16 protein-coding genes are annotated in these 12147 nt (G+C 65.2%); 3 read left to right on the forward strand and 13 right to left on the reverse strand.

Features of this window, described 5'->3' with window-relative positions:
• Positions 1-90 precede the first annotated feature (90 nt).
• Positions 91-276: a hypothetical protein gene (locus L288_RS43795; RefSeq protein WP_021236387.1), complete on the reverse strand. Its 186-nt coding sequence runs from the start codon at positions 274-276 to the stop codon at positions 91-93.
• A gap of 118 nt (positions 277-394) precedes the next feature.
• Between L288_RS43795 and L288_RS22655 the strand changes: the two genes are divergently transcribed.
• Entirely contained in the window at positions 395-1063 is a 669-nt protein-coding gene (locus L288_RS22655) for a S24 family peptidase (protein ID WP_021236388.1), read from the forward strand.
• Positions 1064-1114: 51 nt separating this feature from the next.
• A complete protein-coding gene (locus L288_RS22660; RefSeq protein ID WP_031303688.1) occupies positions 1115-2032 on the forward strand; it encodes an XdhC family protein in 918 nt (305 codons plus the stop codon).
• Between the two features lie 29 nt (positions 2033-2061).
• On the opposite strand, the gene L288_RS41855 is transcribed toward L288_RS22660, so the two are convergent.
• From L288_RS41855 to L288_RS22675, 4 genes are all read right to left on the reverse strand, one after another.
• The gene (locus L288_RS41855) at positions 2062-2247 is read right to left on the reverse strand and encodes a YbdD/YjiX family protein (RefSeq protein ID WP_021236390.1); all 186 of its coding nucleotides are present in this window, start codon (positions 2245-2247) and stop codon (positions 2062-2064) included.
• On the reverse strand, positions 2244-4292 hold the full coding sequence (locus L288_RS22665) for a carbon starvation CstA family protein (RefSeq protein ID WP_021236391.1): 2049 nt from the start codon (positions 4290-4292) through the stop codon (positions 2244-2246). The genes L288_RS41855 and L288_RS22665 overlap by 4 nt, the downstream gene beginning before the upstream one ends.
• A gap of 70 nt (positions 4293-4362) precedes the next feature.
• Complete coding sequence (locus L288_RS22670; protein ID WP_084465556.1) at positions 4363-4809, reverse strand: DoxX family protein; 447 nt, start codon at positions 4807-4809, stop codon at positions 4363-4365.
• 211 nt (positions 4810-5020) lie between these two features.
• Entirely contained in the window at positions 5021-5455 is a 435-nt protein-coding gene (locus tag L288_RS22675; protein WP_021236393.1) for a pyridoxamine 5'-phosphate oxidase family protein, read from the reverse strand.
• 117 nt (positions 5456-5572) lie between these two features.
• Between L288_RS22675 and L288_RS22680 the strand changes: the two genes are divergently transcribed.
• Complete coding sequence (locus tag L288_RS22680) at positions 5573-6130, forward strand: 2'-5' RNA ligase family protein (protein WP_021236394.1); 558 nt, start codon at positions 5573-5575, stop codon at positions 6128-6130.
• A 23-nt stretch (positions 6131-6153) separates the two neighbouring features.
• Here the strand turns inward: L288_RS22680 and yihA are convergent, their stop codons facing one another.
• From yihA to L288_RS43560, 8 genes are all read right to left on the reverse strand, one after another.
• Entirely contained in the window at positions 6154-6801 is a 648-nt protein-coding gene (yihA, locus tag L288_RS22685; protein ID WP_021236395.1) for a ribosome biogenesis GTP-binding protein YihA/YsxC, read from the reverse strand.
• A gap of 83 nt (positions 6802-6884) precedes the next feature.
• On the reverse strand, positions 6885-8588 hold the full coding sequence (yidC, locus tag L288_RS22690) for a membrane protein insertase YidC (RefSeq protein ID WP_021236396.1): 1704 nt from the start codon (positions 8586-8588) through the stop codon (positions 6885-6887).
• Between the two features lie 31 nt (positions 8589-8619).
• Complete coding sequence (gene yidD, locus L288_RS22695; RefSeq protein WP_021236397.1) at positions 8620-8832, reverse strand: membrane protein insertion efficiency factor YidD; 213 nt, start codon at positions 8830-8832, stop codon at positions 8620-8622.
• Positions 8829-9275 carry a ribonuclease P protein component gene (gene rnpA / locus L288_RS43800; RefSeq protein WP_051209584.1) on the reverse strand — a complete coding sequence of 149 codons (447 nt, stop codon included), beginning with the start codon at positions 9273-9275 and terminating at the stop codon, positions 8829-8831. Before rnpA ends, yidD begins: the two co-directional genes overlap by 4 nt.
• A gap of 83 nt (positions 9276-9358) precedes the next feature.
• Positions 9359-9493, reverse strand: coding sequence for a 50S ribosomal protein L34 (rpmH, locus tag L288_RS0121025; protein WP_007683189.1), 135 nt, complete (start codon positions 9491-9493; stop codon positions 9359-9361).
• Between the two features lie 177 nt (positions 9494-9670).
• Positions 9671-10441, reverse strand: coding sequence for a DsbA family protein (locus tag L288_RS22705; protein WP_051209585.1), 771 nt, complete (start codon positions 10439-10441; stop codon positions 9671-9673).
• Positions 10438-11790 carry a M48 family metalloprotease gene (locus L288_RS22710; protein ID WP_031303692.1) on the reverse strand — a complete coding sequence of 451 codons (1353 nt, stop codon included), beginning with the start codon at positions 11788-11790 and terminating at the stop codon, positions 10438-10440. Before L288_RS22710 ends, L288_RS22705 begins: the two co-directional genes overlap by 4 nt.
• 146 nt (positions 11791-11936) lie before the next feature.
• Positions 11937-12147, reverse strand: a 211-nt coding sequence (locus L288_RS43560) for a hypothetical protein (RefSeq protein ID WP_031303694.1), incomplete at its 5' end; no start/stop codon positions are given.

Below are 12147 nucleotides of genomic sequence, written 5' to 3' on the forward strand. Positions count from 1 at the left end.
CCAGCAGCCGGGGCAGGGGATCGCGCGGCCTGGCGGCCTTTGCTTCGTCCGGGACCAGATTATCCGGCCTGCTGATCATATCCATGCTTGTCATTGTCCGGCGCTCCTGCGATATGTGTTCATGAAATGTTCTATCCGTCTCTTTATCCGTTCGCCGGGTTCGCGGCCCTGACGAAGGTCGAAGACCAGACGGGGATCACGCACGCTCTCCCGGCCGAAGCGCGTCGCTGGAATGCCATTTTCCCGCAGAAATTTTTCGACGGCGCGAAGCAGCATGCCGGTCCTTCTCCCTCTTGCAAAATTCGACTCACCCGATGTGATTCGATAGGTGATTTCCTATGTGAAAACCTATTTCCTACTTGTCTAGGAAAAATCCTATCATTAGGAATGAGCCATGGCCGGTAGTGAAGAAGATCCTCGCATCATCCTTGAGCGGCTCATTGCCGAGCGCGGCGAAAACTATGCCGACCTGTCGCGGCTGCTGAAACGCAATCCGGCCTATATCCAGCAGTTCATCAAGCGGGGCTCACCGCGCAAGCTGGATGAGGAAGATAGGCGCGTGCTCGCCCGCTATTTCGGCGTGGCGGAACAATTACTGGGCGGATCATCCTCCGTCGCGCCGGTGCGGAAATCCCGTTCCCTGCCCGCTGTCGTCACTGTCCCGCGCCTGTCTCTTGGCGCATCGGCAGGCCCCGGATCGCTGGACGAGGATGAGCGGGCGACCGGCGCAATGGCCTTCGACGCCAACTGGCTGCGGCATCTGGGCGTTCAGCCGCAGCGGGTCTCCATCATCCGCGTAGACGGCGAATCGATGGCGCCGACGCTCAATGACGGCGACGAGATCATGGTCGATCATGAGGATGGCGCCGATCGGCTGCGCGACGGCGTTTACGTGCTGCGGCTCGACGGCGTGCTGATGGTGAAGCGCATCGCGCTTGGCCCGCGCCGGGGGCTGTTCAGCGTGCTCAGCGACAATGCCCTTTATCCCGGCTGGATCGATATCGACCCGGCGCTGGTTGCCATTGTCGGCCGTGTCGTGTGGACCGGCCGCCGCCTCGTCTGACTTGGCGCGGCGGCAGGCCGCACCTATGTGCGGCCGGGCAGGAGAATGCGGTTGAACGACAATGACGCGGTAATCCGCAAGGCGATCGAATGGCGCGGCGCACCGATGGCGCTGGCGACGGTGGTTGCCACCTGGGGATCGGCCCCCCGTCCGCGCGGCAGCCATATGATCATCCACGCCGATGGCCGGTTCGAAGGCAGCATTTCCGGCGGATGCGTCGAATCGGACATTCTGCAACGAGCGGAGGAAGTGATTGCGGGGCGTCCGGGCCATCTGGCCTGCTATGGCGTGGCCGACGGCGACGCCTGGGCGGTGGGCCTGCCCTGCGGCGGCGAAATCCGCGTGCTGGTGCAGCCGGTTGCGGAGCAAGGCTTTCCCCCTTCACTGTTCGACCGCATCCTTCAGGCAAGCGAGGCAGGCCAGCCGGTCGTCCTGTCCACCGGCCTTGAAAGCGCGCTTACCCGCGAAGGCGCGATCGAGGGCCAGTTCCAGAATCGCTACGATCCGCCACGCCGCCTGCTGATCGTCGGCGCGGTGCAGATTGCCCAGTCGCTGAGCGCCCTGGCGCAGGCGATCGGCGTCACTCCGGTGGTGATCGACCCGCGCGGCCGCTTCCTGACCGAAGAGAGGTTCCCCGGCGTGGCGCTGGACGACCGTTGGCCTGACGAAGCGATCGCCGCCTATCGTCCCGGCGCGTCCACCGCCGTGGTGACGCTTAGCCACGATATTAAAATCGACGACCCGGCCCTTGTCGCCGCCTTGCGCGCGCCCACCGGCTATGTCGCGGCGCTGGGCTCGCGCAAGAGCCACGCGGCGCGGCTGGAACGGCTGGGCGCCATGGGCTTTGCGGCCAGCGACCTGGCGCGCATCGATGGCCCCGCCGGGCTGGACATCGGCGCGGTCGGCCCTGCCGAAATCGCCTTGTCGATCGCCGCTGGCATGATCGCCGGGTTCAACGCACGGAGTTGAACGCTCCTCCAACCGTTTCGGGCTGGTCCCTAGCAGCATTTCCCCCCATTGCGCCCGCCATAGCGCGCCTCCTGCCGCTCGCGGAAAAACCGCGTCCGGTCCATCGGGGTGCGCTCGGGATGATGGCGGCGCATATGGGCGAGATAGGCGTCATAATCGGGCATGCCGACCATCATCGCGCCGATGCGTCTCAGCCGGGGGATCAAGGCGCTCATTCCGCCGGAACCAGCCGCGCCGGGATTTCGGTGGCCGTGGGTCCGGCCGCCCGCCGCGCCGAAAGGCAGGTGCGGATGGTGAAGAACAGCACCGACAGCACCACCGCCAGGAACAGCGCAACCAGCGCCGCGTCCACCCGGTCGTTGAAGATGATCTGCCGCATCTCCGCCATGGACATGGCCGGGGCAAGTATCTCGCCCCGGTCCGCCGCCGTGCCGAACCGCGCCGCATGGGCCAGGAATCCAACCTTGGGGTCGGCGGAAAACAGTTTCAGCCATCCAGCCGACAGGGTGCAGATCAGCAGCCACACGGCCGGCAGCACCGTGACCCAGGCATAGCGGTCCTGCTTCATGCGGAACAGCACGGCCGTTGCCAGCATCAGCGCGATCGCCGCCAGCATCTGGTTGGATATGCCGAACACCGGCCACAGCGTATTCACCCCGCCCAGCGGATCGGTGACGCCCTGATAGAGGAAGAAGCCCCATGCAGCGACCGTCAGCACCGTCGCGACAAGGCCGGGCAGGAAGGACGCCGTCTGCTTGAAGCCGGGCACCGCCAGCCCGATCAGGTCCTGCAACATGAAGCGTCCCGCGCGCGTGCCCGCGTCCACGGCGGTCAGGATGAACAATGCCTCGAACAGGATGGCGAAATGATACCAGAAGGCCTTCATCGCCGGGCCGCCCGCCACATGGGAGAAGATTTCGGCCATCGCCACCGCCAAGGTAGGCGCGCCGCCGGTGCGGGAGATGATCGTGTGTTCGCCCACATCCCTTGCGGTCTGGGCGATGACCTCCGGCGCGATGGGAAAGCCCATGGCGGTCACGGCGGCGGCGGCGCTCGCGGGGCCGGTGCCGATCACGGCCGCCGGGCTGTTCATGGTGAAATAGACGCCGGGGTCGAGGATCGACGCGCCGACCAGCGCCATGATCGCGACGAAGGCCTCCATCAGCATCGCGCCATAGCCGATGATGGGCGCGTCGCCCTCCCGCGCGATCAGCTTGGGCGTGGTCCCGCTGGCGATCAGCGCGTGGAAGCCGGACACCGCGCCGCAGGCGATGGTGATGAAGAGGAAGGGGAACAGCCCGCCCGACCAGACCGGGCCGTTGCCGTTCACGAACTGCGTCACCGCATGCATCTTGAGCGGCGGGGCCATGATGACGATGCCGACCGCAAGGGCCGCGATCGCCCCGATCTTGAGGAAGGTCGACAGATAATCGCGCGGCGCGAGCAGCAGCCAGACGGGCAGCACCGACGCGACCGCTCCATATCCCACCAATATCCAGCATAGCTGCAACGGCGTGAAGGTGAAGAGGGGTCCCCAATAGGGCGACTGCGCGACGGACTGGCCATAGACGATGGCCGCAAGCAATCCGGCAAGGCCGATCAGCGACACTTCGCCAATCCGCCCCGGCCTGATCCAGCGCGTATAGGCGCCCATCAGCATGGCGAGCGGCACGGTCGCGGCCACCGTGAACATGCCCCACGGGCTTTCGGCCAGCGCCTTGACGACGATCAGCGCCAGCACGGCCAGGATGATCACCATGATCATGAAGGCGCCGAACAGCGCGATCGTGCCCGCCACCTGCCCCATTTCCATGCGGATGAGTTCGCCCAGCGACTTGCCGTCGCGGCGCATGGAAATGAACAGGACCATGAAATCCTGCACCGCGCCCGCCAGCACGACGCCCGCGATGATCCAGATCGTGCCGGGCAGATAGCCCATCTGCGCCGCCAGCACGGGCCCCACCAGCGGCCCCGCCCCGGCGATCGCGGCGAAATGGTGGCCGAACAGCACCACCCTGTCGGTCGCCACATAGTCCAGCCCGTCCGCCCGCCGTATCGCCGGGGTCGGGCGGCCATCCTCCAGGCGCATGACCGTCCGGCCGATAAAGAGCGCATAATAGCGATAGGCGACCAGGAAGCTGCTGACCGCCGCGACCACGATCCAGAGCGCGTTCACCGCCTCCCCTCGCGACAGTGCGACCACGGACAGCGCGGCCGCGCCAAGGATGGCTATCAAGATCCAGGGGATGTGCCGGGTCATCGCTCTCTCTGCCTGCGTCGGGTTGGCCCGGCACAGTAATCCTCCGGCCTGCAAACACAATCGCCTGGGGTCAGGCGCGCCGCAAAAAGGGCCAGTCGATCACCCGGCTCGCCCAAAGCGCCCACCAGATGATCACCGGTTGCAGCGCGAGGCGCGGACCATGATAGCGCCAGCCCAGATCGACGCCGCCCAGCGGGATGCCGCTGATTGCATGGTGGAAATTGGCGGGCCAGACGCACAGCGCATAAAGGGCAAGGCCCGCTCCGGCCGCTCGCCGCAACCTCGGGATATGCAGCCCCACCGCCCCCGCGATTTCGGCCGCGCCGGTCAGCGCCACCACCTGCGCCGACCACGGCACCCATGGCGGCATGATCGCCAGGAACCCAGCGGGCCGCAGAAGATGCGCCAGCCCCGCAACCATATAGAAAGCGGACAGCAACCAACGCGCGCGTCGGCGGGCATTGCTTTCGGGCTTGTATCTTGGCGGTGGGGCTGCCTGTTTACCCGGAAACGGCATCTTGGGTTACGGCATCATCTCAAACGTGCTGAGTCTGCCGCGGCCAAAGTCCCCCTCCCGCTTGGAGCCAAGGGAGGGCGCGATTGGCCGCATCGCTCCACCTATCGTCACCCAACAGCGCTGACTCCGCTCACGACCATCTGGCCTCCTCCCGCAAGCAGGAGGCGATAGTTTTGGCCACGCCCTCGGTCCGCCTCACGCGCGAGCCTACTCAAAGTCCTATCTCGCCTTCCTCTTGCCCGTCCCAATAATGGGCGCGCTCGGCATGAACCTTGATCATCACCAGATCGGGCGTGTCGATGCCTTGATCGAACCAGCGGTCGAGGTCGGAATTCCAGTGGCGCTCGAACTGTCCCTTGTCCCGGATCAGCTCCGCCCGGCCTTCGATGGCGACGAACAGCGGACGGTGCCCCAGTAGCCCGCTCTTGCCCTGGAATGAAAGGCCGACCTGCGGCTCCTGCTCGATATCCCTGACCATCAGCGTGTCGGCGGTGGTGAAATAATAGCTGTCGCCGTCATATTCGACGTCGCGATTGTTGCTCATCGGGCGGGAGCCGATGCGCCCTCCTTCCGTGCGGGTCGACAGCATCGCAAAGTCGATGTCCTTCATCTTTTCGGCAAGCTGCGCCAGCGTTCGTTGCACCATCGTGGCTCTCCTTCCTATGTCCACGCCCAACGCGCCAGCGGCATGGCGGTTCATGCTGGACTCCTTTTCCCAGCTATAGGAACATAAAGGGAACATTATCGATTCGGACCAGCAGACATGCGCCATTTTATCGCCAATCAGCCGCTCTACCGGCTATTCTACGCCTTGAAGCCGGGGAGCGTCACCGCGCGCCAGACAGACCATTTCTCGCACGCAATGGGGACAGCGGCCTATCGGGTCCAGCCGGACCATCTGCATATGACGCTGGGGGTGACGGCCGATCATCTCGACTATCCCTATGACCTCATAAAGGCGCTGCTGCGGGCAGGGACGTGTGTCATGGCCGAGCCGTTCGATCTGCTGCTCGACCGCCTGCGGATCAGCAACAGGTCGGCCGCCTTGTGCCCGTCGCGGTCCGTCCCGCCGCTCCGCAGGCTGCAACGGCAGATCATCGAAGCCATGGGCAGGGCAGGGGTTCCGCTGCGCCCCGGCTGGAGCTTCAACCCGCACCAGACGCTTTTCTACGGGCCCGCACGGCCCGAACAGCGGCGGGTCGAGGGCTTCCACTGGCGCGTGGAGGAATTCGTCCTCATTTGCAGCCATGTCGGCCGGACCCGTCATGACCTGCTTGGAACATGGCCGCTCGCCGGCGGCAGGCAATATGAGCTGTTCTGACCTGAGGAGGGCAGGGGCTCGCGTCAGCCCTGCATCACGCTTTCCAGAACCGCGGCGCGCAGTTCGGCTATGCCCATGCCCTTTTCGCTCGATGTCGGGATGATGTCCGGGTGCGCGGCGGGGCGCTTGCGGATGGCGTCCGCGGTTGCCTGCGTCACCTCGGCCAGATGGCTGGCCTTCACCTTGTCCGCCTTGGTCAGCACGATGCGGTAGCTGACGGCGGCCGCGTCCAGCATGTCGAGGATATCGTTATCGACATCCTTGATGCCGTGGCGGCTGTCGATCAGCACCAGCGTGCGTTTCAGCTTCGCCCGGCCGCGCAGATAGTCGTTCACCAGGAAGCGCCACTTGCGCACCATGTCCTTGGGCGCCTTGGCATAGCCATAGCCCGGCATGTCGACGAGCCGGAAGCGCAGCGGATCGCCCACGTCGAAGAAATTCAGCTCCTGCGTGCGCCCCGGCGTGTTCGACGTGCGGGCCAGGCCGTTGCGCCCGGTAAGCGCATTGAGAAGCGAGGACTTGCCAACGTTCGACCGCCCCGCGAACGCCACTTCGTTGACGGCCATGTCGGGCAGGAATTTGAGGTCCGGCGCCGATTTCAGAAAGGTGATCGGCCCGGCGAAGACCTTGCGCGCTTCCTCTATCAGCTCGGCCTGTTGTTGTTCGTCCACGCTACATCCGTTCGGTTCGAGCCTGTCGAGAACCATGGGCGCGCCGTTCTCGACAAGCTCGAACCGAACGGGCGTTGAACGATTTACTTCGCCGGAGCCGCGCTCAGCACGGGATGGCGTTTGTAAAGCCACCATTGCTGCAACATCGACAGGCAGTTGTTGGTGATCCAGTAGACCAGCAGACCCGCCGCGAACGGCGCCATGATGAACATCATCATCCACGGCATGATCGAAAAGATCTGCTGCTGCATCGGGTCCATCTGGGCGGGGTTCAGCTTGAACTGCAACCACATGGAAATGCCCAGCAGCAGCGCCAGCACGCCGATCGCCAGGAAGGACGGCGGGGTGAAGGGCAGCAGGCCGAACAGGTTGAGGATGTGCAGCGGATCGGGCGCGGACAGATCCTTGATCCACAGCACGAACGGCTGGTGGCGCATTTCGATCGTCAGCTGCAACACCTTGTACAGCGCGAAGAAGATCGGAATCTGGATGAAGATGGGCAGGCAGCCGGCGAGCGGATTCACCTTCTCGCGCTTGTACAGCTCCATCATCTCCTGCTGGAGCTTGGGCTTGTCGTCCTTATATTTTTCTTGCAGCGCCTTCATCTTGGGCTGCACCGCGCGCATCGCCGCCATGCTGGCGAACTGGCGCTGGGCGACCGGGAACATCAGCGCGCGGACGACGAAGGTCAGGCAGATGATAGCCACGCCGAAATTGCCGATATGTTCGAACAGCCAGTGCAGCAGCGCGAAGATCGGCTTTTCGAACCAGTAGAACCAGCCCCAGTCGATCGCCCGGTCGAACAGCGGAACGCCCGCATCCTGATAGGCTTCCAGCGTCTTCACTTCCTTGGCACCGACGAACAGGCGCGCGGTCTGCGTCACCGCCTTGCCCGGCGCGAGCACGGTGGACTGGAGGCTGTAGTCCGCCTGATATTGGGTGCCCGCGCCCTTGCGGAATTGCCCGGCAAAGGCCGCCTTCTGGTCAGGGATCAGTGCCGAGAGCCAATATTTGTCGGTAAAGCCCAGCCAGCCGCCGGTCGACTGGAAGCTCTGCATCGAAGGACCCTTGTCGAGGTCCTTGTAGTTGACGTCATAATTGGCCGCGCCGTTGAACACGCCCATGGGGCCGATATGGATGGTCCAGGTATCGGGGTCATGCGGAATGCCCATGCGGCTGACATAGCCATAGGGCTTCACGCTCACCGCGCCCGCGCCGCTGTTCGACACTTTTTGCTGCGCGGTGATCATGTAATTCTGGTCGACGGTGAAGCGGATTTCGAAAATCTGTCCCGCGCCATTGTCCCAGCGCAGCGTGACCGGGCTGGTGGGGGTCAGTTCCGTGCGATCCGCCGTCCAGACCGTATTGGCGTCCGGCGTCTTCAACCCCTCGCCCTGCCAGCCGAAGCCCGCGAAGAAGGCGTCCTTGGTCCCCGACGGGCTGTAGAGCCGCACCGCAGGCGAATTCTTGGCGATCGTCTCGCTGTAGGTGGGCAGCACGATGTCATCGATGCGCGCGCCCTTCAGGTTGATGGAGCCGGTCAGCTTGGGCGTGCGGATCTGCACGCGCGGGCTTTCCTTCAGCACCAGCGCGCGGTCGCGGATGGCCGCCGGGCTGTCGGCGGCCGGATCAGCGCCGGGCTTGGGCAGCGGCTGCGTCTTGCCGCCCTCGATCTTCGTGGCGGGCGGGTTGGCCGCGGGGAAGAAGTGATTGGCGATGTACGGCCAGCCGAACAGGATCGCCGCGGTCAGCAGCACCGCCAGAATGATATTCTTCTTGTCGTCCACGCGTGTCGGCTCCGCCGTATGTAATTCAGTGTCAGGGAACCGGGTCGTAACCCGACCCGCCCCAGGGGTGGCATCGCATTAGCCGCTTCGTTGCCAGCCAGCTACCCTTGACCGCACCATATTTGCCGATCACCTGAATCGCATATTCCGAACAGGATGGGGCATAGCGGCAGGTGGGCGGCAGGATGCGGGAAGGGCCAAGCTGCCAGAATCGCGCGATGAGGATGAGGATGCGGCCGATCATGAGCCGGACTCGCCGGGTTCCCGCGCAGGCAGCAACCCGGTTCCGCCGCCACGACCGTTCGAACCCTGTGAACCGGACTCTCGCGAGTCCCTCGTCCCGCTCGAATCCCGCCGCAGCAGCGCCGCGTCCTTCGCGCCTGAACGCTTCACCGCCTTGCGCGGCGCATCGCCAACCGGCCTGCTCATCACCTTGCGCAGCGCCTTTTCCAGCTCCGACCGGAGCAGCCCGAAGTCCCGTTCAACGCCATCGCCGCGCCCGATCAGCACATGATCCGCGCCCGCAATGCCATGCAGGGGCAGCAGCTCGCGCGCCAGAACGCGAAAACGGCGCTTCATCCGGTTACGGACGACAGCGCCGCCAATCTTCTTCGTGACCGTGATGCCATAACGCATCGCCGGGTCGCCATCGCCGCGTTCCCGCACCAGCAGGACAAAGCCGGGCATGGGCGCGCGCCGTCCGCGATTCGCCGCCAGAAAATCGGCGCGCCGGTTGAGAACCGCAGGCGCGCGCGTCAGCGGCGTATCGTTCAGGCGCTCAGGCTCTTGCGGCCACGGGCGCGACGGGCGCGCAGCACGTTGCGGCCGCCGGGGGTCGCCATGCGGGCGCGGAAACCGTGACGGCGCTTCCGAACCAGATTGCTCGGCTGATAGGTGCGCTTCATCGTTCATTCCTCAAAGCAAACGTAAAAATCGGGCGTGACAAAAAAGGGCCGCCACGGGGGCGGCCGCATGTCAGGGGGCGTCCGATAGGCAAAAGCCGGTCGTGAGTCAATGCGGTCCAGGGCGCGCGCCCAAGTTTCCTGCCCGTGCCCGGCGCGTGGGGAAGGCGATGCGCCGGCCTACTTCGCCCGCGCCGTTTCAACTGCCTTCTTGAGCGCGTCATAGCCGACCGCGCCGTTCAGCACCTGCCCGCCGATGACGAAGGTCGGCGTGCCGCTCGCCTGCAAGCGTTGCGCCAGCGCGATGTTCGACTGGATTTCGCCATCATATTTGCTGCTGGCGATCGCCGCTTCCGCTTCCGCGCGGGAAATGCCAGCGCTGGCCGCCGCTTTCAGGATGGAATCGCGCGTCACCTTGCCCGCCGCGTAAAGTGCCCGGTGGAAGGGCATATACTGGCCCTTTTCCGCCGCCAGCAGGGATACCTTTGCGGCATCGGCGCTGTCGTCAGACAGGATCGGCAATTCGCGATAGACGATCTTCAGCTTCTTGTCCTCGCTCACCAGGCGGGCAAGGTCGGACAGGGACGCGCGGCAATAGCCGCAGGCATAATCGAAAAACTCGACCAGCGTGACGTCGCCCTGCGCCGCGCCTTCCCATGCGCCCGCATAGGGCGTTTCGATCGCCTTGCGGCTGGCGTCGATGGTGTCGGTCATCCGCTTGGCCTGGAGGCGCTCGACCGCTTCGGGGATGATTTCGGGATGCTCCAATATATAGTCGCGCACGATCCGTTCGATCGCCGCCTTCTCGGCCGCTCCGACACTCCCGCCGCTCTGCATCCCCAGCGCCGTTCCCGCGCCGGCGACAGCGATTAGGGCCAAGGCGCCAAGGGTCATCTGTATCGTCCTGTTGGATAGGGCGGCGCGGAACCCCGGCCGGACTGTTTCGGTCATCTTTTCTTTCGCTTCTGCTCGACGGCCGCGCGGGACACCATGGCGATATCCTGCGCCCGCAGATAGTCAACGGTGCCGGGCTTCAATCCCTGCATCGCCGCATCCGCGCTGCGCAGCGCCATCTGGTCGTCGCCCATCATCGAATAGCGCTCCGCCGTGGCGAGTGCCGCGCGCGGAATGTCGCCGCGCCGCTCATAGACGACGCCAAGCTGATACCAGGCGAAGGGATTTTCCCGGTCGCGCGCCACCGCATTGCGCAGGACCCGCTCGGCCTCCGCGAAATTCTGTTCATCCTCCGTCGCGATCAGGGCATGACCCAGCAGCGTGGCGATCAGCGGCTGGTTGGTCGCCTTCACCGCTTCGCGCAGGGGCGCGATCGCGTCGGCGGGCTTGCCGCTTTCCAGCAATATCTGCCCTTTAAGCTCAAGGAAGTAGGGATCATGAGGCTGTGCCGCCAGCAGCGCCGCGACTTCGCTCAGCGCCTTGTCGGGATAGGCGCTCTTGTGCCAGGCATAGGCGCGGGCATAATGGGCCGGGATCGACTGGTCGCTTTCGGGATATCTTTGCAATGTTTGGGCCGGTTCGGACACGAAGCCGACCAGCTTCGCCTTGATCCGTTCGAACCGCGCCTCCAGCGCCGGGTCCACCGGCTTGTCCCAGGCCGGATCGACGGTATAGACTTCGCGCAGCACGTTGATGCGCTCGCCGGACAGCGGATGGGTGCGCCCGTAGCTGTCATCCTGCGGGATGGCGAGGCGATATTCCTGATTTTGCAGCTTCTTGAAGAATTCCAGGCTGCCCTTGCCCGACAGGCCCGCCTTGCTGAGGTAGCGCGCGCCTGCAAGGTCGGCCGAACTTTCCTGCGCGCGGGAAAAGGCCAGGAACTTGCCCATGGCGGCCTGCTGGCCCATGCCCAATATGCCCATGCCCGCTTCGGCCCCGCCCGCCGCGATCGCCGCCGCGCCAAGGACCAGGCTCAGCAGGGTGATGCCGGTCGCCGCCTTCATCCCTTCGGCCGAACGGACGACATGGCCGCCCTCGATATGCCCCAGTTCGTGCGCGACGACGCCCTGCAACTGGTTCACATTGTCGGCCGCGGCGATCAGGCCGCTATGCACCCACACATATTGGCCGCCCGCGACGAAGGCGTTGATCTCCGGGTCGTTGATGACCAGCACCTGCACGTTGCGCGGCTCCATGCCCGCCGCGCTGACCAGCGGCGCTGACATATCGCCCATGAAGGCTTCGGTTTCGGCATCGCGCAGGATCTGCTGCGCCATGGCGGGGCGCGCGGCCATCGCCAGACAGGCCATGACGATCGCGGCCATGCGGAACCAGCGCCGCCTCATGCCGGACCGCGCAAGGATAGGGGTGGGACATGCATCGGCGGCGGGTGATGCCCGGCGCGGCATGAACTTGGCCTGAAGCGGCAGCGCCGCCACTTCCCGGCGGAAACCGGCGAAATGGCGGCGCAACTCACTTGGCCCTGGCCTTCTTACTGCCCGAAGGTGCGCTGCCACCAGCCGCGGCGGGGGGAGGCGCCATCTTCTTCGGTCTGGACCTCGGCGCCCTCGGCGCTTTCCATCGCGGCCGGTTCAGCAACGTCAGCGCTGACCGGTTCCGCGACCGGCGCGGCTTCGGCGGCGGCAGGCTCGGCTTCGGCCGCAACCTCGGCCTTCTTCCGGCGCGTGCGCTTGGGCTTGGCG

The organism is Sphingobium quisquiliarum P25, from assembly GCF_000445065.1.
Classification (GTDB): domain Bacteria; phylum Pseudomonadota; class Alphaproteobacteria; order Sphingomonadales; family Sphingomonadaceae; genus Sphingobium; species Sphingobium quisquiliarum.

Excerpts from the sequence above, each read along its gene's own strand:
- yidD (WP_021236397.1), bottom strand. The coding sequence starts at position 8,832 with ATGATCGGCCGCATCCTCATCCTCATCGCGCGATTCTGGCAGCTTGGC.
- L288_RS22680 (WP_021236394.1), top strand. The coding sequence starts at position 5,573 with ATGCGCCATTTTATCGCCAATCAGCCGCTCTACCGGCTATTCTACGCC.
- L288_RS22665 (WP_021236391.1), bottom strand. The coding sequence starts at position 4,292 with ATGACCCGGCACATCCCCTGGATCTTGATAGCCATCCTTGGCGCGGCC.
- L288_RS43795 (WP_021236387.1), bottom strand. The coding sequence starts at position 276 with ATGCTGCTTCGCGCCGTCGAAAAATTTCTGCGGGAAAATGGCATTCCA.
- L288_RS22655 (WP_021236388.1), top strand. The coding sequence starts at position 395 with ATGGCCGGTAGTGAAGAAGATCCTCGCATCATCCTTGAGCGGCTCATT.
- L288_RS22675 (WP_021236393.1), bottom strand. The coding sequence starts at position 5,455 with ATGGTGCAACGAACGCTGGCGCAGCTTGCCGAAAAGATGAAGGACATC.
- rpmH (WP_007683189.1), bottom strand. The coding sequence starts at position 9,493 with ATGAAGCGCACCTATCAGCCGAGCAATCTGGTTCGGAAGCGCCGTCAC.
- rnpA (WP_051209584.1), bottom strand. The coding sequence starts at position 9,275 with ATGCCCGGCTTTGTCCTGCTGGTGCGGGAACGCGGCGATGGCGACCCG.
- L288_RS22710 (WP_031303692.1), bottom strand. The coding sequence starts at position 11,790 with ATGAGGCGGCGCTGGTTCCGCATGGCCGCGATCGTCATGGCCTGTCTG.
- L288_RS22705 (WP_051209585.1), bottom strand. The coding sequence starts at position 10,441 with ATGACCGAAACAGTCCGGCCGGGGTTCCGCGCCGCCCTATCCAACAGG.
- L288_RS22670 (WP_084465556.1), bottom strand. The coding sequence starts at position 4,809 with ATGCCGTTTCCGGGTAAACAGGCAGCCCCACCGCCAAGATACAAGCCC.
- L288_RS41855 (WP_021236390.1), bottom strand. The coding sequence starts at position 2,247 with ATGAGCGCCTTGATCCCCCGGCTGAGACGCATCGGCGCGATGATGGTC.